Origin of the sequence: Nitrosomonas sp. GH22, assembly GCF_009833115.1 — a bacterium.
GTDB classification, from domain to species: Bacteria; Pseudomonadota; Gammaproteobacteria; order Burkholderiales; family Nitrosomonadaceae; genus Nitrosomonas; species Nitrosomonas eutropha.
In genome coordinates, this window is the sequence record NZ_QRCA01000011.1 from 22,149 (window position 1) to 44,909 (window position 22,761).

At 47.8% G+C, this 22,761-nt stretch carries 21 protein-coding genes, 1 pseudogene and 1 riboswitch; of the genes and pseudogenes, 8 read left to right on the plus strand and 14 right to left on the minus strand.

The features are described from left to right. Window positions 1-297 precede the first annotated feature (297 nt). Window positions 298-1,512, plus strand: coding sequence for an alanine--glyoxylate aminotransferase family protein (locus ABF86_RS04600; protein ID WP_011633331.1), 1,215 nt, complete (start codon window positions 298-300; stop codon window positions 1,510-1,512). 112 nt (window positions 1,513-1,624) lie between these two features. On the opposite strand, the gene ABF86_RS04605 is transcribed toward ABF86_RS04600, so the two are convergent. Further along, the gene (locus tag ABF86_RS04605) at window positions 1,625-1,813 is read right to left on the minus strand and encodes a hypothetical protein (protein WP_074684638.1); all 189 of its coding nucleotides are present in this window, start codon (window positions 1,811-1,813) and stop codon (window positions 1,625-1,627) included. Window positions 1,814-2,056: 243 nt separating this feature from the next. On the opposite strand from ABF86_RS04605, the gene ABF86_RS04610 reads away from it, so the two are divergent. Continuing rightward, window positions 2,057-4,510 carry an ATP-binding protein gene (locus ABF86_RS04610; RefSeq protein WP_074684637.1) on the plus strand — a complete coding sequence of 818 codons (2,454 nt, stop codon included), beginning with the start codon at window positions 2,057-2,059 and terminating at the stop codon, window positions 4,508-4,510. A 62-nt stretch (window positions 4,511-4,572) separates the two neighbouring features. Here ABF86_RS04610 and ABF86_RS04615 read toward each other — a convergent pair whose 3' ends face one another. Continuing rightward, window positions 4,573-5,895 carry a TolC family outer membrane protein gene (locus tag ABF86_RS04615; RefSeq protein ID WP_074456034.1) on the minus strand — a complete coding sequence of 441 codons (1,323 nt, stop codon included), beginning with the start codon at window positions 5,893-5,895 and terminating at the stop codon, window positions 4,573-4,575. Window positions 5,896-5,997: 102 nt separating this feature from the next. Then, window positions 5,998-6,654, minus strand: coding sequence for a protein-L-isoaspartate O-methyltransferase (locus ABF86_RS04620; protein WP_083341410.1), 657 nt, complete (start codon window positions 6,652-6,654; stop codon window positions 5,998-6,000). Between the two features lie 67 nt (window positions 6,655-6,721). Next, a riboswitch (TPP riboswitch) is annotated at window positions 6,722-6,828 on the plus strand. Between the two features lie 32 nt (window positions 6,829-6,860). Here ABF86_RS04620 and thiC point away from each other — a divergent pair. Next, window positions 6,861-8,759 carry a phosphomethylpyrimidine synthase ThiC gene (thiC, locus tag ABF86_RS04625; RefSeq protein WP_074684636.1) on the plus strand — a complete coding sequence of 633 codons (1,899 nt, stop codon included), beginning with the start codon at window positions 6,861-6,863 and terminating at the stop codon, window positions 8,757-8,759. Window positions 8,760-8,806: 47 nt separating this feature from the next. Continuing rightward, window positions 8,807-9,628, plus strand: coding sequence for an undecaprenyl-diphosphate phosphatase (locus ABF86_RS04630; protein WP_074684635.1), 822 nt, complete (start codon window positions 8,807-8,809; stop codon window positions 9,626-9,628). 14 nt (window positions 9,629-9,642) lie between these two features. Here the strand turns inward: ABF86_RS04630 and ABF86_RS04635 are convergent, their stop codons facing one another. From ABF86_RS04635 to ABF86_RS04645, 3 genes are all read right to left on the minus strand, one after another. Then, the gene (locus ABF86_RS04635; RefSeq protein ID WP_074684634.1) at window positions 9,643-10,095 is read right to left on the minus strand and encodes a rhodanese-like domain-containing protein; all 453 of its coding nucleotides are present in this window, start codon (window positions 10,093-10,095) and stop codon (window positions 9,643-9,645) included. Between the two features lie 79 nt (window positions 10,096-10,174). Beyond that, window positions 10,175-10,666: a peptidylprolyl isomerase gene (locus tag ABF86_RS04640; protein ID WP_074684633.1), complete on the minus strand. Its 492-nt coding sequence runs from the start codon at window positions 10,664-10,666 to the stop codon at window positions 10,175-10,177. An 18-nt stretch (window positions 10,667-10,684) separates the two neighbouring features. Further along, window positions 10,685-11,239: a peptidylprolyl isomerase gene (locus ABF86_RS04645; RefSeq protein WP_164502680.1), complete on the minus strand. Its 555-nt coding sequence runs from the start codon at window positions 11,237-11,239 to the stop codon at window positions 10,685-10,687. A 208-nt stretch (window positions 11,240-11,447) separates the two neighbouring features. Between ABF86_RS04645 and cysS the strand changes: the two genes are divergently transcribed. Next, window positions 11,448-12,851 (plus strand): cysteine--tRNA ligase, encoded by a 1,404-nt coding sequence (gene cysS, locus ABF86_RS04650; protein ID WP_011633322.1) that lies wholly within the window; start codon window positions 11,448-11,450, stop codon window positions 12,849-12,851. 12 nt (window positions 12,852-12,863) lie between these two features. On the opposite strand, the gene ABF86_RS04655 is transcribed toward cysS, so the two are convergent. From ABF86_RS04655 to motA, 3 genes are read right to left on the minus strand one after another with little or no spacing between them, the layout of a single operon-like run. Next, window positions 12,864-13,652, minus strand: coding sequence for a class I SAM-dependent methyltransferase (locus ABF86_RS04655; protein ID WP_074684668.1), 789 nt, complete (start codon window positions 13,650-13,652; stop codon window positions 12,864-12,866). Beyond that, complete coding sequence (gene motB, locus ABF86_RS04660; protein WP_074456004.1) at window positions 13,636-14,580, minus strand: flagellar motor protein MotB; 945 nt, start codon at window positions 14,578-14,580, stop codon at window positions 13,636-13,638. The genes ABF86_RS04655 and motB overlap by 17 nt, the downstream gene beginning before the upstream one ends. Window positions 14,581-14,622: 42 nt before the next feature. After that, entirely contained in the window at window positions 14,623-15,483 is an 861-nt protein-coding gene (motA, locus tag ABF86_RS04665) for a flagellar motor stator protein MotA (RefSeq protein WP_074456005.1), read from the minus strand. A gap of 203 nt (window positions 15,484-15,686) precedes the next feature. On the opposite strand from motA, the gene ABF86_RS04670 reads away from it, so the two are divergent. Then, entirely contained in the window at window positions 15,687-16,274 is a 588-nt protein-coding gene (locus tag ABF86_RS04670) for a nucleoside deaminase (protein ID WP_074684632.1), read from the plus strand. Window positions 16,275-16,292: 18 nt separating this feature from the next. On the opposite strand, the gene ABF86_RS04675 is transcribed toward ABF86_RS04670, so the two are convergent. From ABF86_RS04675 to ABF86_RS04690, 4 genes are read right to left on the minus strand one after another with little or no spacing between them, the layout of a single operon-like run. Then, entirely contained in the window at window positions 16,293-18,275 is a 1,983-nt protein-coding gene (locus ABF86_RS04675) for a nucleoside-diphosphate sugar epimerase/dehydratase (protein WP_074684631.1), read from the minus strand. Window positions 18,276-18,284: 9 nt separating this feature from the next. Then, window positions 18,285-18,845, minus strand: coding sequence for a sugar transferase (locus ABF86_RS04680; RefSeq protein ID WP_074684630.1), 561 nt, complete (start codon window positions 18,843-18,845; stop codon window positions 18,285-18,287). A gap of 52 nt (window positions 18,846-18,897) precedes the next feature. Continuing rightward, complete coding sequence (locus ABF86_RS04685) at window positions 18,898-19,494, minus strand: DUF2220 domain-containing protein (protein WP_345889561.1); 597 nt, start codon at window positions 19,492-19,494, stop codon at window positions 18,898-18,900. A gap of 10 nt (window positions 19,495-19,504) precedes the next feature. Continuing rightward, window positions 19,505-20,242 (minus strand): hypothetical protein, encoded by a 738-nt coding sequence (locus ABF86_RS04690; RefSeq protein WP_011633314.1) that lies wholly within the window; start codon window positions 20,240-20,242, stop codon window positions 19,505-19,507. A 272-nt stretch (window positions 20,243-20,514) separates the two neighbouring features. Between ABF86_RS04690 and ABF86_RS12770 the strand changes: the two are divergent. Together ABF86_RS12770 and ABF86_RS04695 are read left to right on the plus strand one after the other, a co-directional pair. Continuing rightward, window positions 20,515-20,844, plus strand: a pseudogene (locus ABF86_RS12770) (universal stress protein); the annotation flags it as partial. 96 nt (window positions 20,845-20,940) lie between these two features. Then, the gene (locus tag ABF86_RS04695; protein WP_240142233.1) at window positions 20,941-22,560 is read left to right on the plus strand and encodes an AarF/UbiB family protein; all 1,620 of its coding nucleotides are present in this window, start codon (window positions 20,941-20,943) and stop codon (window positions 22,558-22,560) included. Between the two features lie 13 nt (window positions 22,561-22,573). On the opposite strand, the gene ABF86_RS04700 is transcribed toward ABF86_RS04695, so the two are convergent. Further along, window positions 22,574-22,747, minus strand: coding sequence for a hypothetical protein (locus tag ABF86_RS04700; protein ID WP_166484983.1), 174 nt, complete (start codon window positions 22,745-22,747; stop codon window positions 22,574-22,576). Between the last annotated feature and the right edge of the window lie 14 nt (window positions 22,748-22,761).

Consider the following 22,761-nt stretch of genomic DNA (forward strand, 5'->3'; position numbering starts at 1 on the left):
GAGAGCTTCAATAAAATTTTAAAGTATCTTCCTTTAAAGCTGCTATTTTATAGATAGATTCGGCTTTATTTTCCGCAGACAAGCGAATAGTAAATTTTACGATCACTTGATAGAATCTTTGCTTGAATCCTTAAGATGAATCCCAAGGAAGTACTATTTGACTTAATCTGAAGTCAAAGTAAATAGCCTATTGGTTTCCACCAGTAGGCTATTTGATATTTCCCTGAAGATTCTGGTTACTGATAGAAACCGGATTCTAGAGAACAACATTTTCATTCACTCATATTAGGAATATCGATGACCATTGATAGCTTTCGCCCAGAAAAAAAAATAACCACTTTCTATCCGCCTCAGCGCACCTTGCTTGGTCCGGGACCATCCGATACACACGCGCGTGTTTTATCCGCTATGGCTCGCCCGACACTGGGTCACCTTGATCCGGTTTTCACCGAAATGATGGAAGAATTGAAAGGCTTGCTGCGATATGTATTTCAAACGACCAATTTATTGACTTTTCCAGTTTCCGGACCAGGTTCGGTCGGAATGGAAATGTGTTTTGTTAACATGATTGTGCCTGGAGACAAAGTTGTTGTTTGCAGAAATGGTGTCTTTGGCGGACGGATGATCGAGAATGTCGAACGCTGTGGCGGAATTCCATTGGTAGTGGAGGATAAATGGGGCGATCCGGTTGATCCTCAAAAAGTGGAAGATATACTGAAAAAGAATCCGGATGCTAAAATTGTGGCGTTTGTACATGCCGAAACTTCTACAGGTGTTCAGTCGGATGCCAAGACCATCGGCCAAATAGCAAGAAAGTACGATTGCCTAACAATTATGGACACTGTCACGTCATTAGGCGGGACACCTGTTTATATGGATGGATGGGATATTGATGCCATTTATTCCGGCAGCCAGAAATGTTTATCCTGTCCACCGGGATTGTCTCCCGTCAGTTTTTCAGAAAGAGTAGTAGATCTGGTCAGGAATCGTACTGAAAAAGTACACAGCTGGTTCATGGATATCAGTTTGTTACTCGGTTACTGGGGATCTTCCCGCACCTATCATCACACCGCACCAACCAATTCTCTATATGGCTTGCATGAATCACTGATTATATTGTATGAAGAAGGGCTTGAGCATTCCTGGACCCGGCATCGTCGTAATCACGAAGCATTAAAAGCTGGATTGAAAACACTGGGTATCGGATATGTCGTGGATGAAGCATATCGTCTGCCACAGTTGAACTCTGTGCATGTCCCGACGGGCGTAGATGAAAAAGAAGTACGCCGCAGGCTCTTGGCTGATTACAATCTAGAAATTGGTGCTGGTTTAGGTGATTTTGCCGGAAAAATCTGGCGCATCGGCTTGATGGGTAATTCAAGCAAACTGGAAAACGTCATATTCTGCCTGGATGCATTAGAGCATGTATTGGCCGATTTGGGCACGAAAGTCGATAAAGGTGCAGCATCATCTGCTGCGCATCAATATTATGCAAATAATCCCGCTGTATAGGTGACTGGTAGAGCTGCTGCTAAAAAGTAAATTTCTCCATTTTGTAACAGGAGAAATTTACTGCTCCGGCGAAAAACTAAATTTTTGCTCGCATTTTCTGTTATTTCCCTAATTAGTGCCACAGCAAAAACAGTAATCCAGCTATTAATTTTCTGACAAAAACCAGAACTGAAGTGTCATCATTCACCGTTACAAAGTATTTTTTCAGCGCCCCTGTATCATTTTTGATACTTGTTTGTGCAATACCGGAAATGCTCTTGCCATCACCCTGCGAAAACTTGGCATCACCACCTAATTCCACTTGACTTATGAACAATCGCCAAGTGATTTTCCATCATGACCTTTAGAACACATGCGATAACAGATGATCGAGTAATCAAACTCATTTGGACAAGATTAGTATCCAGGTACTCTGCCCAATCAGGATCTCAAAATACTATCTATTCGCCCTGCCTGAAGCACGTATCCTTACCAGCTTCCAGTATCGAACAATACTGAGAATATCCGGTAATCTTCAAATTCCCCTGGTCCTACAATAGCCCATATGCCAATAACCAGATTAGAGCCGTATGCGCTCAGTTTAACGATTGATCCCGGTTCTCTGGAATTCTCAGATACATCTACTTTGATTGATCAACCACTTGACTGGATTGGTCAGGAACGTGCCAGGCGGGCAACTTATTTTGGCCTCGAAATGGAACACCCGGACTACAACCTTTTTGTATTGGGCGAAACGGGCAGTGGCAGATCTTCCCTGCTGCGACAGGCGATGACAGAAGTTGCAGCAGGGAAGCCTGTACCATCTGATTTATGCTACGTCTACAACTTTGATGTGCCGGAACGACCTCTGACATTACGCTTACCAGCAGGCAAAGGTAGCTGGCTACGGCAACAACTTGCACAATCCATGAGCGATTTATTGCAGGAAATACCGGAACGGCTGAATAGAGATGATTTCAAGGCAGAAGCGGAGCACATTGAAAACCGCTTCAAGCTGGAAGAAAGCAATTATTTTGAAAAACTCAATATATATGCAGAATCATTAAAATTTGCAATTCGGCGTGAATCTGGACGCCTGGTTTTTACGCTTTTAAATGAATCCGGAAAGCCACTGACCGAAGAAGAAATCTTGACGCTACCGAGAGACCGGAGAGCTGCTCTCGATCAGGACGAACAAGCACTACGCCATGAAATTGCATCTTATCTCCAAAAAATTCGTATGCTTGGCCAAAACCGGGATAAGGAGCTCTCCACATTATGTCGGAATTGGATTGAACCTCTGCTAAATCAGGTATTGGATGCCGTACCGGGCGAACTGGACCGATCCTTTAAAGATTATGCCAGGCTTGAACACCACTTGAACGGGATCAAACACGATATTCTTGAAAACCTGGATATATTCCAGCCAGCTGATTTAGATGAAGAAAAGAGCCCGGAAGATCTAAAGGAGTTGTTTGAGCGCTACCGGGTAAATATCGTAGTAGACAACCGAGATTCAATCAGCGCACCGGTTGTGGTCGATGACAATCCATCTTTTAAATCGATGATTGGCAGTATCGGGTACCAATCCATTGAAGGTATGCTGGTGACAGATTTTACGCGTATCCGCGCAGGCAGTTTGTTGAAGGCGCATGGTGGCTTCCTGATGTTACATTTGGATGATTTACTGGTTGATACTTTCTTGTGGGAAAAAATTTGTCGCTTTCTGCGTAACCACATATTGCAGATTGAAGAATCCTGGACTGCTAATGCCGCAACACCGGTCATACCCATTGAACCTGAATCTGTCAAGATTGATGTCAGAATCATCCTGATTGGCTCGCGTGAGCAATATTACACAATTCAGGAAGAAAATCCCGAACTAGCGCGGCGATTCCGGGTAAAAGTTGATTTTGCAGTCTCATTCCTGGCCAGTATACAAGCCTACCGGGCTCTGTCTATTTTTATATCCCATCTCTGTAAACAATCCTCTCTGCCACATTTTTCACGCGGAGCGGTTGCTTGTGTGCTAAAAACCTGCCACAGAACCACAGAAGACCAGAAGCGATTAAGTGCAAACTTCAGTTATACAGAAATGCTGGTTGTGGAAAGCGCCCTGCAATGCAAAGCGCGCGGAAATACTATTGTTGAGGAGCGAGATGTTACAACTGCCCGCCAGGCTCGGACACTGCGACATAATTACCCGGACCAATGTGCACAAGAAGCTATTGCTGACGGAGATATAGTCATCACCGTACATGGTGAAAAAGTCGGGCAGATCAATGGTTTGAGCTTGATCGAGATGGGTGATCACAGTTTCGGTATTCCTACACGCATTACTGCGCACACCTTCGCTGGAGAAGACGGTCTGCTCAATATTGAACGTGAAGTCGGCATGTCCGGGCCGATCCACGATAAAGGCGTATTCATCCTGCAAAATTTTCTATCCGCTTTGTTTCACCATAATGCACCGCTCGCACTCAATGCATCTATCGTGTTTGAACAGGAATACTATGGCGTAGAAGGCGATTCTGCTTCATGCGCGGAATTGTATGCACTACTTTCAGCCTTGTCGGGATTACCGTTCAAACAAGGTATCGCAGTCACTGGTGCGATCAATCAATTTGGTGAAATGCTCCCGGTAGGAGGCATTAATGAAAAAATAGAAGGATTTTTCAGGGTTTGTGAAACTGCCGGTCTTGATGGTACTCAAGGAGTGCTGATCCCGGATCGCAATTGCCGTCACCTGATACTGGATGATAGTGTAATTAATGCGGTATCCAAAGGTATGTTCCACATTTACGCTATCGATCATATGTATGATGGCCTGGAATTACTATCCGGCTTTCCTGCCGGAATCAGTGATGATGTCGAGCCACGCGAAATTATCAATTATCCACAGGATACCGTTCTGAGCCACGCACAAAAAGCATTACGCGCTTACCGCATGGCTTGCCATCAGCAACCACAACGCACAAAAATATCCTCTAAACGACCAAGCGAACATCCAGAAAAATAATTCTTCTACTACCTTGATTACACTAATTTTTCGGCTTTTTTACTAAAAATAAACAAGAAGAATCAAAGTAATGCATTAATTTCCAGCAAATCATCTTCATCCAGATCACCCACTTCAGCTTTAAGCTGGAGCCGGGCCATCAGATAATCATAATAGGCCTGAGCAAGATCTCTGCGCGCCGAAAAATATTGCTGCTGCGCATTGAGTACATCTATTTCCATCCGTACACCTACCTCCTGACCCAACGTGGTTGAATCAAGCTGGCTGCGGCTGGATGTTAATGCCTGCTTCAGCGCTTTGATCTGAGCAATACCATTAGTTACATTGAGATAATTCTGGCGAACCTGCAATGCGATCGTGCGCTGCACATTTTCCATATCTTTACGAGCCTTGTCCCGGTTAGCTAAAGCTTCTCTAACACGAGATTGCACTGACAATCCCTGGAAAATAGGAACCGTCAATTGTAATCCAACAGATTTATTGACGATATCCAGCCCTCGCCCGGTGAAAGCACCGCCGACACCATGCTGATCACTATATTGTGCAACCAGATCAAGAGTTGGATAGTGACCAGCTTTGGCACGGTCAATGTCTTGCTCGGAAATCTCGTAAGCAATACGCTGTACTTTCAGCTGGAAATTCTTTTCTTCCGCTAGCCCGACCCACTCATCCATACCATCGTGAGGCAAAGAAAGTGGATCGGCGATAATCTTGTCCAGGCTTGCATCCTGCAGATCATTCGGGAGTCGATTGATTAGAACTTCTAATGCATGCTGACTGATTTCCAGTTTGTTTCTGGCAGCGATTTCCTGTGACAAGGTTAAATCGTAACGCGCTTCGGCTTCGTGTGTATCGACTATGGTCGAAACACCAACTTCAAAATTTCGTCTAGCCTGTTCTAGCTGTTCATGAATCGCTTTTTTCTGCGACTCGACTACCTCAAGGTCAATTTTTGCCTTGAGTATATCAAAATAGGTTTGTGCAACCCGCAAGATCAAATCCTGCGCTGCGATAATGAATTGCGCATCTGCCTGCGCCACCTCATTTTTAGATTGCTGATAAATAATAAAATTCTCAAAACGAATGAGCGGTTGAGTCAGAGTCGCGGTAATTCCCCGATTTTTGATCTCTCTGCTTGGCAAACCACTTGTTTCAATATATTGATTTTGGCCAACTCCAGTCAGGCGAATATCGGGCAATAACCCAGCCCTTCCCTGAGGCATCCGTTCTTGTGCAGCCACATAGGCAGCGCGCGCCGCGCCGTATTGTGCATCCTCTTCCAGCGCTTCACGGTAAATCTGCATCAGATCGGCAGCTTCTAACTGAACACAAACAAACATGCTCAAGCATAATAGACACGCTAAACCTCGTAAGCTTTTCATCATTAGCCGGCTGATTTCATTATCTTCGTATTTTCGTGGTTTGATGATTGCCACTGAAGTTATCAGTACATTGGCTTTTATGAAGCGGTTAGCAGACACAGGGCTTCAAAAATGAAATTGCTCACGCTGCAATGCATTTCTGAATGGCGCAGTACAGGTTTCAAACAAGCGGGTCGAACTATAGTTACCTGGTGTAGTACAGGTTATCAACATTGCCTCCATAACAGGCTCCTCACCAACTATGGCGAACAACCGGCCTCCCGGTGCCAGACTTTGCTGAAATGCCTCGGGCAGCACTGGTGTGGAAGCTGTCAGGACAATTACGTCATACGGACCGTGATCAGGCCAGCCGCGTGCAGCATCACCCTGCTCCAGTGTTATGTTGGTGATATCATGTGCCTGCAGATTGATACGCGCCATGACATGCAGTTCCGGTACGATTTCCACACTATAAACATGTGCGCCAAGTTTAGCCAACAGCGCAGTCATATACCCCGTTCCGGTACCAACCTCAAGGATCTTATCAGTTTTATTGATGTTCAATTCCTGCAGAATACGTGCCTCCATTTTGGGCGTTAGCATTACCGCATCATGCTCCAGCGGAATTTCCATATCTGTGAATGCCATAAAACGATAAGCTGCAGGTACAAATTCTTCACGCTTTATCTGATATAACAAGTCAAGAATATCCTGATTCAGAACATTCCAGGTCCGGACTTGTTGTTCCACCATATTGAAACGACTTTGTTCGAGGTTCATCATAGATCTAATTTCTGTTATCAACGAAAGAATCGGGCTTGCAATTATTCCATATTTACTTTAGCTTGGCAGCTTTGGCTAGGGGTCCGCATTCGTAGAAAACTGGAATGTTGGTGAGACAGTCCCTTAATACCTGATGCGGATAACGCCGCCGGAGGGAAGCTGGGAGTAATTTCCCTGCTCCTTGCGGCTTTCTTAAGGAGCATAGCATGAAAATACCTGTTTCCAGACTGGAAAAATTCACCAGTGACAATGCACGGGTAGATACAGCTGCAATACAATCTCTCCCCAATTCACGCAAGATTTATATTCAAGGCTCCCGCGCAGATATCCGGGTACCGATGCGGGAAATCAGCCAGTCTGATACCAACACCAGCCAGGGAATCGAAAAAAACCCGCCCATCTGCGTCTACGATACTTCCGGCCCCTACTCGGATCCTGATATCAATATAGATATCCGCCACGGTCTGCTCCCTTTGCGTGAAAAATGGATTGAAGAGCGCGAAGATACAGAAGTTCTCTCGGGATTATCCTCAAGTTACAGTTTAAAACGGTTGCAAGATCCCGCTTTAACAGCAATGCGTTTTAATCTCACACGCCCGGTTCGTCGCGCCAAAGAGGGCAGCAATGTTACTCAAATGCATTACGCTAGGTGCGGCATTATTACACCGGAAATGGAATTCATCGCAATTCGGGAGAATCAGCGCAGAGAGCGTGTCACCGATCTGGCGAAAAGCGAGTTACTAACTCGACAACACCCCGGACAAAGTTTTGGTGCTGCGATTCAGGAATGGATCACCCCAGAATTTGTTCGTGATGAAGTTGCACGCGGGCGTGCCATTATTCCAGCCAACATCAATCATCCGGAAGCAGAACCCATGATTATCGGCCGTAATTTTCTGGTCAAAATCAATGCCAATATTGGTAATTCCGCACTGGGTTCCAGCATTCAGGACGAGGTGGAAAAAATGACCTGGGCGATTCGCTGGGGCGGTGATACGGTCATGGATCTCTCCACTGGAAAAAATATCCACGAAACACGCGAATGGATTATTCGCAACAGCCCAGTTCCAATTGGTACTGTACCAATTTATCAGGCACTGGAAAAAGTGGATGGCAAGGCCGAAGAACTAACCTGGGAAATTTTCCGCGATACGTTGATTGAACAGGCAGAACAAGGCGTGGATTACTTCACCATTCACGCCGGGGTACGTTTGCCTTTCGTTCCAATGACAGCCAAACGCATGACCGGTATCGTCTCTCGTGGCGGTTCCATCATGGCCAAATGGTGCCTGGCACATCACAAGGAAAGTTTCCTGTATACACATTTCGAAGATATCTGCGAAATCATGAAGGCCTATGACGTCAGCTTTTCCCTAGGAGACGGCTTACGTCCTGGCTCAATTTATGATGCCAATGATGAGGCACAATTCGCAGAATTAAAAACGCTGGGTGAACTGACAAAAATTGCGTGGAAACACGATATACAAACCATGATTGAAGGACCGGGGCATGTGCCCATGCACCTGATCCGGGAAAACATGGATCTGCAACTCGAACATTGTCATGAAGCACCTTTCTATACATTGGGGCCACTCACCACCGATATCGCACCTGGTTATGATCACATCACCTCGGCAATCGGCGCAGCCATGATCGGCTGGTATGGAACTGCCATGCTGTGCTACGTCACGCCCAAAGAACATCTTGGTCTACCGGACAAGGATGACGTCAAGGATGGGATCATTACCTATAAAATCGCCGCACATGCTGCTGATCTGGCTAAAGGACACCCAGGCGCACAGATTCGTGACAATGCACTGTCCAAGGCGCGTTTTGAGTTCCGCTGGAACGATCAATTCAATTTAAGCCTGGATCCAGATAAGGCCAGGCAATTTCATGACGAAACCCTGCCGCAGGAAGGTGCCAAGCTTGCCCACTTCTGCTCAATGTGCGGGCCCAATTTCTGCTCAATGAAAATTACCCAGGATGTGCGTGATTATGCTGCACAACAGGGTATTTCTGAAAATGAGGCGTTACAGGAAGGCATGGCCAAAAAAGCGGATGAATTCATTGAAAAAGGCGGTGAGATTTATAGAAAACTATGATCTTTCCTGGTGATTTCATTTGCTTAAACAATTCACATTAGGCCGCTATGGACTGGCTGATTCTCATCAAAGTATTTCTGCTTGGTATTGTTGAAGGACTGACCGAGTTTTTGCCAATCTCATCTACCGGACACCTAATACTGGCGGGCGATTTACTGGATTTTAATGACGATAAAGCTCAGGTTTTTACGGTAGCAATACAGCTGGGGGCGATTCTCTCCGTTTGTTGGGAATATCGTGCACGGCTAATAAATGTGGCCAGGGACTGGGGCACCCGACGGGCAAATCGTTTCGTACTGAATCTGTGCGTTGCTTTCTTGCCAGCCGCAATACTGGGCTTGCTATTCATCAAAACGATAAAGTATTACTTATTCCACCCGCTGCCGGTTGCTATTGCATTGGTGACTGGCGGCGTGCTGATACTCTGGGCCGAGCGTCGGGAACACAGAATTGAGGTTGAAAATGTAGATGATATGAACTGGAAGCATGCGCTGAAAATTGGCTGCGCACAGTGTCTGGCACTGATCCCTGGCACCTCCCGTTCCGGCGCAACGATTATCGGTGGATTATTGTCCGGATTATCACGTAAAGCTGCTGCAGAATTTTCTTTCTTTCTGGCAATCCCAATCATGTTTGCTGCCACCTTCTATGATGTCTACAAACACCGGGAATTTTTACATAGCGATGATCTGGGAATGTTTGTGGTGGGATCAATCGCAGCTTTCATTAGCGCGTTAATTGCGATACGCGGGTTTATACGCTATGTCAGCCATCATGATTTCACCCTGTTTGCCTGGTACCGCATTGGTTTTGGCCTGATTGTATTGCTGACAGCCCATTTTGGCCTGATTAACTGGTCTGCAGGTTAATGTTAAAGCCCTCTTTAGCCCTGAATCCACGGCAATCCAGCGGCTTTCCAGCCGGATTGTCGCCCGCGGTGACCACTTTCATCCTTATCGCCTTCAAAACCTTCCAGAATGTTATAGCACTCCGTAAAACCATTCTGGCTCAGAAGGGTTGCTGCCTGGTCAGACCGGCCACCACTGCGGCAGATGAACAGCAGAACAGCATCATCTGCAACCTGACCAGTAAGCTGTTCCAGAAAATCAGGATTGGGCTGCATTCCTGGGTAAGTCAGCAACTCGACTTCAATTGCCCCGGGAACACGCCCAACCCAGTCCAGTTCAGCTCGACAGCGCACATCCACAATTCTGGCTTCCGGCATGGATTGCAGCACCTTATGCGCCTCTGATGGCAACAGTGCTCCCCTGTAGCAAACACCCAGCTCTTGCGCCCGATTTTGAGCTGTTTCCAGAATTTTATTGATCTCCATCATTTCTACTGAATTTCCATTTGTAAAACACAGGCCAAATTATTTTTGGTGCCAGACACAAATTATTTATCAGAATTTTAGCTCAAGCCCGCTTAGCTTTTTCAATGATGACATCTTCCAGCGGTACATCCTGGTGTCCGGCAGAACGACCTGTTTTCACTTTCTTGATTGCATCCACCACTTCCTGGCCTTCCACAACCCGGCCAAATACACAGTAACCAAAACCTTGTGGCGTCATGCCAGTGTGATTCAAAAAACCGTTATTGGCAACGTTAATGAAAAACTGTGCAGTGGCAGAATGCACATCGGAAGTGCGAGCCATGGCAATTGTATAGGTCTCGTTACCAGAACCCAAAGCAGCTTCATTCTGAATAGGCGCCAAAGTTGATTTTTCTTTCATTCCTGGTGCATAACCGCCACCTTGAATCATAAAACCATCGATAACACGATGAAACAAAGTGTTGTCGTAATGTCCGCTATCAACATAACGCAGGAAATTTTCGACAGTGACAGGCGTTTTATCACTGTCAAGTTCCAAAGTAATGGCGCCGTAATTTGTATGTATTTTAACCATTTTAATTTTGTCCTGAGTTTACGGATTTTCGGAATTGGCAGAAGCCGGGAGCAATTTGACACTTTCAATAACGATCATGTTTTGTGGTACATCTCTGTTAAAAGGCCCATTTGCTCCGGTTGGCGTCCCGGCAATCGCATTAACAACATCCATGCCAGCTGTAACTTTACCAAAGACTGCGTAACCATACCCCTGCATGGTAGGAGCGGTGTAGTCAAGAAAATTATTGTTTGCGACATTAATAAAAAACTGTGACGAGGCAGAGTGTGGTTCATTGGTGCGCGCCATCGCAATCGTACCAAGTGTATTTTTAAGCCCGTTGGCAGCTTCATTTTCGACAGGCTGCCGGGTAGGCTTCTGTACGTAATTCTGATCGAATCCACCCCCTTGAATCATGAACTTGGCAATAACCCGATGAAAAATCGTGCCGGTATAGTAATCATCATTAACATAGTTCAGAAAATTCTTGACAGTCTTTGGCGCCTGATCGGCATAAAGCTCTATCTGTATCGCGCCAAGATTGGTTTTAATTTCAACCTTAGGATTAGCTGCAAAAACGGATGTTGCCAACATCGTCAGGCATAAGGTAAAGAAAAGCGTAGTGGAGGTAACTATTTTTATTGAACGAGCAGTATGCCGCTCAAAGGAGAAGATTATCATTATGCTATACTCACACGGTTTTGCCCCTGGTTCTGCCGGGCGGACGGTTATAAAGAAAAGTCCCTGATTTTATCAATAAAATAAGCACTTCTCACAACTATCTCTCTTGCATACGCCTCCGATGCTCAAAATTTACGATACGCTCACCCGCTCCAGACGCGAATTTATCCCTCTTACACCCGGGAAAGTCAAAATGTATGTGTGTGGCATGACTGTTTATGATCACTGCCATCTTGGACACGCTCGTGTATTGGTCGTATTTGACAGCGTAGTACGCTGGCTACAGACTCTTGACTACGAGGTGACTTATGTCCGCAATATCACTGACATCGACGACAAGATTATTCGCCGCGCGCTGGAAAACCATGAGCCGTTTGGAGCACTGACTGCCCGCTACATTCAAGCAATGGAAGAAGACGCTGCGGCATTGGGCATCATCAGTCCTTCTTTCGAGCCGCGCGCAACTGAATGCATCGAGAGTATGGTCACAATGATCGAATCATTACTGAGCAAAGGGCTCGCCTACGTAGCAAACAACGGCGATGTATTTTACGATGTACGCCGTTTCCCCGGCTATGGCAAGCTCTCGGGTAAATCACTCGATGATTTGCGTGCCGGTGAGCGCGTGGAGATCGATACCAACAAGCGGGATCCCTTGGATTTTGTGTTATGGAAAGCTGCCAAACCCGATGAACCCAGCTGGGATTCGCCGTGGGGCAAAGGACGTCCGGGCTGGCATATTGAATGCTCCGCCATGAGCGGGCACTACCTGGGTGAGCGGTTTGACATCCATGGGGGCGGTCAGGATTTACAATTCCCGCATCACGAGAACGAAATCGCGCAAAGTGAAGGCGTCCACGGCCACCCCCATGTTAATTACTGGATGCACAACGGATTTGTGCGCGTAGACAATGAAAAAATGTCCAAATCGCTGGGTAATTTTTTCACTGTGCGGGAAGTGCTGGCACGCTACCAGCCCGAGGTAGTTCGTTTTTTCATTGTGCGGGCACACTATCGCAGCCCGCTCAATTATTCTGATGCCCACCTCAACGATGCCAGAAACGCACTGGAACGTCTCTACACAGCGCTGAAGAATCACGCGCCATCACAGGCACAGGCAGCTGAAGAAGCAACTGCTACGATTGACTGGGTAAATGATGGCTACGCTCAGCGTTTCATGGCGGCGATGAATGATGATTTCAACACACCAGAGGCGGTTGCGGTGCTGTTCGATCTGGCAAGCGAAGCAAACCGGACGGGTAATTCACACTATGCCAGTTTGCTCAAGGCTCTAGGTGGAATACTGGGTCTGTTACAGCAATCACCAAGGCAATATTTGCAACATCCCGCACACCCACAGAATGACCACCATTCCATAGAAGAAATTGAACGCATGATCCAGCAGCGATTACAGGCGCGCAAGGAGAAGAACTTTGCGCAGGCTGATGCACTGCGTCAGCAACTGGCCGAAGCCGGCATTATTCTGGAAGACGGTCCGCAAGGAACAACCTGGCGACGACAATAACGCAGAATTTCATCAAGGTATTTGCCAGATATAAAGTGCGGCACCACTAAAATCATCCAGCTGGATACACCGATCAGGCATGACGCCTGGAACAGTAAAGGTGTTACTGATGAAAAGGCTACCCGGACGCATTTCCTGGCATACTTTCTCCCATAAACGAGGCATGGGCACAGGGGAAAGATAGGCATATACTACATCGTATCCAGACAGATCATACCGCCAGATGCTTTCCCATTGAAACCGGCAATCCTGCCCGGATAGCATTGCTCTCAACTTACTGATCCAGCAGGGCAACATGGCGGTCTCAATGCCGTGATAGCTGCCATGCGGCAACATCCGCGCCAATTTGCATACCAGCCCGCCACACCCCGAGCCCAGATCAATCAATTTGAAGTTGCAATCCTGCGGCAGCAATCCAGCCAGTGTATCAACCGCCTCCTGGCTAGACAAAAACAACGGCACCCGTGTGTGATGTATTCTTCCAAAAATTAGCATGAGTGTAATAAAACCAGCCAGATACCAGTCAGCAGACAGCTTCAGTGTTGATATCGCCGACAGCAGCGCCGGGAAAAAGAACAGATGAATAACCGCCTGCCAGACTGGCAAGCGCAACAGATAGAAACTCATGAGCGCAGCAATCACTCCCTGCAGCCAGATTGCGTGCAGCAGCGTGAGCGGCCACGGCAGAATTACCCCAAGCAAACATACAAGCAAAATACTGCTCGGCAGCACTACAAAGATCTTTTTCAGCAGTGATTCGGAAGCAGCACACCGATGAACAGTCTCAGTTGGATACGGCATTGTTTCCATCCACAATCTGCGGACTGACTTCTTCTTCACTATGGATGTTTACTTCACCCAGGCTTTCACGAGTAATGGCATCCTCGGCTTTTTTATTCATGACGATAATGCTGATCCGCCGGTTAAAAGGACTGAATGAATCTTCTTTATCAAACATCACCGCGGAAGACAGCCCGACCACTCGCAACATTTTCTCCGGATTCATTCCACCCGCGATCAGCTCACGCCGGGAAGCATTGGCACGATCCGCCGATAATTCCCAGTTACTGTAGCTTTTTTCACCGGAGGGATAGGGAGTCGCGTCAGTGTGGCCAGAAAGACTGATTTTATTGCCGACATCATTCAGCATCTTGCCGATTTCATGCAGAATCATTTTGGTATACGGCTGCAATTCTGCTTTTCCGATAGCAAACATCGGACGGTTTTTTTCATCAACAATCTGGATGCGTAAACCTTCCGAGGTAATATCGAGTAACAGCTGGCTCTTAAATTTATTAAGTACCGGATTACTGTTGATTGCATCTTCTATTTTGGCTTTGAGTTTTTCCAGTTGTTCCCGTTCAACACGATCCTGGAGAGTCTGCAGCGCATCCATATCAAGAGATTGCTTCAAGTCATCAAAATCGGATCGCCTCATCTGACCGATTCGCCGGCTCAGATCATCACCACCTCCTTTAATGACACTGGTACTGTCCCCGCTGCCATCTCCCCCAAGCAGCGCAACTTTTAAAGGCATCTTGAAATATTCAGAAATACCTTCCTTATCCCCCTGCGTAGTTGAACCCAACAACCACATTAACAGGAAAAAGGCCATCATGGCGGTAACGAAGTCAGCATAGGCAATTTTCCACGTGCCACCATAATGCGCTCCCGCTATCTTCTTGATGCGTTTGATGACGATTGGTTTTTGTGAAAAGTCCTCAGCCATTCGCGACCTCATACAGAAACAAAAAAACCCGGGAAAACAACATTACTTGGCCTTACTCTGTTTGACATGCTTCTCCAACTCGATAAACGATGGCCGTTCAGTGGAAAAGAGCACTTTCCTGCCAAACTCCACTGCCAGCGCCGGTGCATAGCCGTTAAGATTAGCCAGCAGCGTAACCTTGATGCACTCCAGCAACTTGCTTGATTCATGCAATCTCTGTTCCAGGCGACTGGCTAGAGGACTGACAAAACCATAGGCAAGCAAAATCCCAAGAAACGTCCCAACCAATGCCGCAGCAATCAATTTGCCCAGCTCTGCCGGTGGAATGCCGACTGACGCCATGGTATGCACCACACCCATCACGGCTGCCACAATTCCGAAAGCTGGGAGTGCATCCCCCATCTTGCCGATAACATGCACGGGCACTTCCCCTTCCTGGTGATGCGTTTCGATTTCACCATCCATCAGATTTTCAATTTCCAGGGGGTTAAGATTGCCACCAACCATCAGCCGCAGATAATCGGTAATGAATTCTATGGCATGATGATCCGACAGGATTTTGGGATATTTTGTGAACAACGGACTTTTAGCAGGATCATCCACATCCGCCTCAATCGACATCAGTCCTTCCTTGCGGATTTTGCCGAGCACTTCATAGAGCAGTGTCATCAGCTCCATGTAGACCACCTTGGTATATCGGGCACCCTGAAAAACACCAGGAAGCGCTTTGAAAGTAGCCTTGATTGCTTTGCCGGAATTACCGACGAAGAATGCACCCAGCGCGGCACCTGCAATCATGAGCAGCTCGACCGGCTGAAATAATGATCCCAGATGGCCGCCCGCTAGAGCAAATCCACCAAACACAGAGACAATGACAATAAGATATCCGATACTTACCAACATGACTGAAAAACCTTTTATGAATTTCAGACTTTATCGGCTGCTTGCGGGCTGACTTTAATCTGGTAACCACACCAGCTGGATATCAGGCCAGTACCAATGGCTTTCAGACAAAAAAATCAATTTTTATAACAATGAAGATTCGATTGTGCCGAAGTAACACTAAGCGCTACCCGCATTGATCGACAGTAGTGTAAAGTTGCCCTATGAGCATAAGCACTACATTGCACATCAAACTGCCAGCTTTCCTTGTACAGGCAAATATGGAGCCGCGCGTGCTGATTAAACCTGAAGCACGCATGAGTTATGTGCTTGAACTCATGCGTATCAATATAGCTACAGATGGTGGCCCCTTTGCTGCGGCGGTATTCGAGCGCGACAGCGGCTTGCTGATTGCAGCCGGTACCAACCGGGTGGTATCAAGCCACTGTTCCACTGCTCACGCCGAAATACTTGCGTTATCGCTGGCGCAGACAAAACTGGGCAGCCACGATCTGAGCGCTGACGGTCTGCCTGCCTGTGAACTGGTAACCAGTGCCGAACCTTGTGTAATGTGCTTTGGTGCAGTGATCTGGTCCGGCGTACGCAGTTTGGTCTGTGCTGCACGCGGTGAGGATGTGGAGGCAATCGGTTTCGACGAAGGTCCTCGACCAGAGAACTGGATTGATGAATTGGAAATTCGCGGTATCATCGTGACAACTGATCTGTTGCGTGATACCGCCTGCACGCTCCTGCGCGACTACGTTGCCTGCAACGGCGTGATTTATAACGCACGCTGCGGAATACACAAATGAACAGCGAGTTACTTACTTTTATCCGGAAGTCCCCTTGCTGCCCAACTCCATTGCCCGTGCTTCGTCTTCCTGCGCAAGATACACCCAATCTACGATCTCCTGATTGGGGATATAACCAGGAACCAGTTGTGCCATCATCAACCGGATGACACCGACATCATTCACATTTAAAGCCATCTCCAAAGCACTCAGCTTACCTTCCAGCTCTGCCCAAGGAACAGAATCTTCATGCGCTCTCATAATCCTCGGATGGGAGGTCAGTTCCGGGTTGTTTCCAATCAACAGCTCCTCATAAAGCTTTTCACCGGGGCGCAAACCGGTGATCTCAATTTCAATGTCACCTTCCAGATTCTGCTCATCTCTGACAGTCAAACCAGAAAGCTCAATCATGTGGCGTGCCAGATCCATAATCTTCACGGATTCTCCCATATCCAGCACAAACACCCCCCCGCCCCTGGCCATTGCCCCTGCCTGGATAACCAATTGAGCCGCTTCCGGAATTGTCATGAAATAGCGGGTAATCTCCGGATGAGTCAGCGTAATCGGACCCCCCTCCCGGATTTGCTGACGGAATTTCGGCACCACTGAGCCCGATGAACCCAGTACATTACCGAAACGCACCATGGAAAATCGGGTAGCGGAATTGTTATCGGCCAGAGCCTGTAATACCAGTTCTGCCAAGCGCTTGCTCGCACCCATGATATTGGTAGGTCGCACTGCCTTGTCTGTGCTGATCAGCACAAAATCCATCACACCATTTTCCTCGGCGGCCCGTGCCAGATGGAGCGTACCAAACACATTGTTCTTAATGCCTTCCGCCGGATTATGCTCCACCAGCGGCACATGCTTATAGGCAGCGGTATGATAGACAGTATCCGGGTGCCAAGTAGATATGATCTCCCGCATACGGCCCTCATCCTGTACTGATGCCAATAAAGGCACCAACACAATATCACGGCTGGCAAGCTTCCCCTCCAGTTCCTGGTGAATCATATAAAGCGCAAATTCATTCTGTTCAACCAACAGCAACCTGATCGGCCCCACAACAAGAATCTGGCGGCAAAGCTCACTACCAATCGATCCACCCGCCCCCGTCACCAACACCACTTTACCCAGGATATTCTTCGCTAACAGAATATGATTCGGTGTTACCGGTTCACGCCCGAGCAGATCATCAATATCCAGTTCACGCAAATCTGTAATACCCACCTTACCCTGGATCAGATCAGTCACACTGGGCAATGTCCGTACCGAAACACGCGCATCACGAATCTGGCATAAAATTTCATTACGACGACGGCGTGAAACACCCGGCATTGCCAACAAGACATCGCTGATATTCAAGGTGGAAACCAGGGCCGTCAGATCACCCGGGTTATAGATAGGCAAACCATTGAGTACATGTCCATGCAAGCGATCATCATCATCCAGAAACCCCGCTATCTGTATTTCCGGACTATTGGCCATGGCTACTGCCAACTGACGACCTGTTCGGCCAACACCATAAATAAGTGCCCGGGGCCGGGAAATATGTCTCAAAATATTCTGGTACTGATCTCCCAGCCACACACGTGCCAGCGCACGCGATGCACCGACAAACAGGAGTAGCAGAATCGGCTGAATGATACCGATTGTTCGTGGAACACCTGACAGCCCGATAACCATAAAGATGGTGGCATAGATCAGCCCATAAATACTGATAGCACGTGCTACCGTCAATAACGCCGGCCAACCGCTGTATCTGAAAATGGCACGATAAAGACCAGTAACAATAAAAATAGGCAGCGCCAGTACAACGGAGGTTACCGCTGCCCAAATGGCGCCCTCTGCCCATGGACCCTGCCTGGTAAAACTGACAAACTCACCCAAACGCAGGTAATAAGCCAGCCAGACTGTCAAAACACACAAACTGAAGTCTACAGAAAGGGCAATTAGCCGTTTCATCGTACGGGACAAGGTCAACACTGAGGGTGCAAACTGTCTGAAGTAATTTTTAACCATAAAACTTAATCAACCGGATTTTTCTCTTACACGATCCCCTGCACCACGACCTGTCGCTGTCAGCACAATGTACTTAAAATAATTCACCACCGACAACGTCTTGATCATCTGCCTATCAACCTCTGCCAGCAGCACAGGGGTAGACATATCAATACCCCGAATCTGCGCCAACCCTGTAATACCCGGACGCACATCAAAGACTCTCCGTTGCACTCGTTCTCCGATCAACTCAAGCTGATTTGGCAAGCAAGGCCGGGGGCCAACCAGACTCATCTCTCCCTTGAGTACATTCCATAGTTGCGGCAGCTCATCCAGCTTAGTTTTTCGCAAAAAATTACCAAAAGAAGTAATAGCCGAGACATCCGCCAGATGCGTGGCAACAGAAGCCGTACCTGGTCGCATAGTACGAAATTTAACCAGGACAAATGGCTTCTGCTGTCTTCCTACCCTTATCTGCCGAAATAATGGTGATCGTGTGTCGAACAACCCAACCACATAAAGAATCGTCAACAGCGGCAGGGTAACCAGAATACCCAAGACTGCCAGCACAATATCCAGTAAACGTAACATGATATCCCGGTTTACAGGTTCACTTGAAAATTCACCCTAATATCATATCGCATCACAGCTGATCAATCCGTTCACGTACCCAGCCAAAGCCCAGATGTTCCTGTTCCAGCCTCAGCCCCTCACGGATACGGTTGTCACGCAGAGCATCGTATAGATCCGATTCTTCCGGAGTTAATCGGTGCAAATCATTCCGCTGTGGCTTGTCTTCCCGGCCCCAGAAAGCAGTGTGCGCCTCAAGAGTCGCGCGATCCATCAGCAGAGATGAAACATGCGGAAAATGGCTGCGCAGTTGATCAAGAATGGCGAAGCCGTGAGTGTCGATATCTCCCCAGTAATGGATCACACAGCGATCCAACCAACGGCTCCGAGCAAGCGCTTCCCAGCCGTAGCCGGAGCCGAAAACAGCCATGGCAGCAGGGACATTGGGCAAAGCCAGAAAGTTGATTTCGTTTTCAGTGATAAACACCCGCCGGATACCAATGGTCAATCGGCTAAAGCTACCAGCATCCAGTGTAATATCCGGACAACAGATACCCGCGATGATTTGTATTTCAGGATCCAGGATATGAAAACGAATCCTGGCAGGCTTTTCTACAAAGCCATAGCGGGCAGCAAATCGGGCAATACCAGTCTGACTGGCATCTAGTATCTAAAGGTCTTTAAGCAGCTTTCTTTATAAGACTTGCGAAACGGTTAGCCTGTTTCCCGACAACTTTCAATAAACGGCTTGGTGAATCTTTACAAAAACGCTCAATATTTTTCATGCCATCAACAATACTGTAAGTACCAGAAGGAATAAAATCGGGACTCAAGTAATTTGTCAGCACAAATCTGGTTCTATTTTTGAATTCTGCCAAGACTGGCTCTCGACCGTACATTTTCCCTTCTTCCATAAGCTTGAAGCTATTGATAACGAAGTTCTTGTAAGGCCCAAAGACATGAGAAAGATCAGCAGTGCGCACAGCTTTAGCTGTGTTACCAAGCTCTTCACCTACATTTTCCGGTAGCTGTTCACCCATCCTTGTAAACATTATGCATGTTTGAACATCTCGAATATATGATTCTTCGAACCCGTAATTTTGCAGGAGGACATTCATTATATGAGCTGAATACCCCTCTTTACTGCCATACTTTTCCCAGACAGGTGCTATGAGATCATGGGGGAAACCAGCGTCATGCCCCATATAAGCAATTTTGGCCATGAAAGAATTGATTAGGTTGCCTTTGGTCTTTTCCTGCTTACAAAGGTCGTCGATGATACCAAGACCGTGCTCAATATGTTCATCCCAGTTGTGATAGGGTAAACGCGGCTCATAAAAGGGCTTTAAATCACACGCGAGCAACTCCAAAAAACCAGCTTCATCTTGAAGTTCATCGTTTAATATAACGAATTCCATACGACTTGATTATACCTGTACGTTTCTGCATAACAAAGATTGCCGGAGGCCAGGAACGTTGACTCATGTAAGGTAACTCTGAGAAAAAAGATGTTACGTAACAACCAGCATCGATTGGCTGTTTCAGATCAATAGCACGCTGATAAGCGTTTGGGCAGGGTGTTTGAACACCCTGCCACCCAGGCTGATCCTGTCATATCGATGCTATCCCTGCTCATCACTCTACAACATTTATGAAAAATCATCTGGAGAGTAAAGTCATAAAACGCGTGATGGTAGGCACCGACCGCTCTGAAGCCGCCGACCGAGCTGTCCAGTGGGCCGCTGGATTTGCCGACCGCTACGATGCGGAGCTGTTCGCGATTGAGGTAGTGGTGCCGCAGTATCCGTCCGCCACAGAATTCGGCGAAGCCGAACAAACGCGCGCTGCGGCAGCCAACAACGATTTGGCACACTTTGTGCGGCAGGTCGCCGGAGATCGCGGGCATGCTTTGGTCGTCATTGATACGGATCCGGCATTGGCAATCGTCCGCGCCGCTGAACAGAAGGCAGTCGATGTCCTGGTGGTTGGCAATTTTGGCATGGCAGGTCGAAAAAAGTTTTTGCTCGGTAACATACCGAACCGCATCAGTCATAGTGCCCATTGCACCGTGATTATTGTAAATACCGCGCATTCTACTGGTGAGCAGACATCGGGTTTGGCTCGAACTCACCTATCCGCGGGTGAAATCCCGCCTTTTGAGCCTCGACTGGCAGCCCGCGCTACGCATATCGCAGCTGTAATGGCGAAACATGGCCTCAAGCTGTTCAGCCAATCTAACGAACCAGATATATCTATCCGCCGTCAGCAAGCCAAGCGCTTACGAGCAGCCCTGGAAGAGCTTGGCCCGATATTCTCAAAACTCGGACAAGTGTTGTCAACTCGCCCGGATCTCCTTCCAATTGAATACATTGAGGAGCTTTCTCTGTTGCAGTCCCGGGTGCCGCCGATGACGGAAAGCGAGGTGGTCCAAGTTTCCGAGCAGGAATTGAGAGTCCCCTGGGAGGATGTATTCAAGTCGATTGACCCGAAGCCTCTCGCCGCTGGCACGATCGCTCAGGTCCATCGTGCAACGCTCGAAAGCGGTGAACGGGTCGTAGTCAAGGTTCAGCGACCGACTGCTCGCATGGATATCGAACAGGATCTCGCCCTCCTCCAGGTGTTTGTGGAGAAAGTCGGAAAGCGTCCTGCGCTCAATCAGGTGATTGATATGGAAGCCGTGTTCAAACATCTCTCCACCTCGCTCCATAGTGAACTCGACTTCCGTCAGGAGGCCGACAATATCGAGCGCATGCAAGTGGTGCTCGCAGACTATAATCGCCTTGCCGTACCCAGCGTACACCGGGATCTGTCCACGTCTCGGTTATTAGTAATGGAAGAGATCCAGGGTATACCGATCAGGCAGGCGCCGGCTGGCCCAGCACGCATCCAGGCTGCTCGTCAACTGTTGGAGAGCTACTACAAACAGATCATCGTCGATGGCTTCTTCCATGCCGATCCCCACCCAGGCAATCTGATGTGGTGGAAGGATTGCATCTATTTTCTTGATTTCGGAATGGTCGGTATGGTAGGAACCGATCTCCGTGAGCATCTCTTGTTAATGTTGATGGCTCTATGGCAGGAAGATGCGGCGTTTCTCACCGATGTCACATTCATGATGACGAGCGCCGATAATAGTAGCACCCTCGATGTGGCCCGATTCCAGAGTGAGATTGGGGAAGTGATGGCAAAATATCGCACTGCCTCGCTTGCCGAGATGCAGATCGGGCCGCTTCTGCAAGAAATGAGTGCGGTTTCGTTACGGCACGGAGTACCGCTACCAGCTTCGCTCACGCTCGCCATCAAGGCACTCGCGCAGGTACAGCTGGCGACTGCCGAGCTTGATCCAGCACTCGATCCGTATGACGTAGCGGGAAAGTATCTGATGCGCTTGATGGCTAAACGCATGGGTACCGCGTTCAATCCGAAGACATTGCTGTATCAATCTCAGAAGTTGAAAGTACGAACCCTGCGCATGATCGAAGCAGTTGAAAATTTCGTTGGTGCCCGCCCTGGCGGTCCAAAGCTTGTGGTAAATTTCCGGGCCAATTCACTGGAGGATATAGTACGTCATACGGGACGACGACTAGCGCTCGGCCTGACCGCTGCGGCAAGTATCCTGGCCAGTGGATTCACAGCAGCGTCAACGGTTACTGCCGAGTGGGTGCCAATAACATTCGGGATCGTCGGAGGTCTGCTGACCCTTGGCCTGGTTATCGATCTGCTGCAAAGACATTGAAGACAAAAATAGTTTACGATGGCGGACTGTTCAGTGCCGAAGATTTTGTGCCACTACGCTTGATCGAACGCAACACGGCTTTCTCGATCACGTAGGCGATGACCGCCATTACCATGCCTACCAGTTGACGTTCCATTTTTCGAGTGAAAGATCCTTTAGGAATCATATTTTTGGAAGCGTTGTTCATCACAGATCTATTAT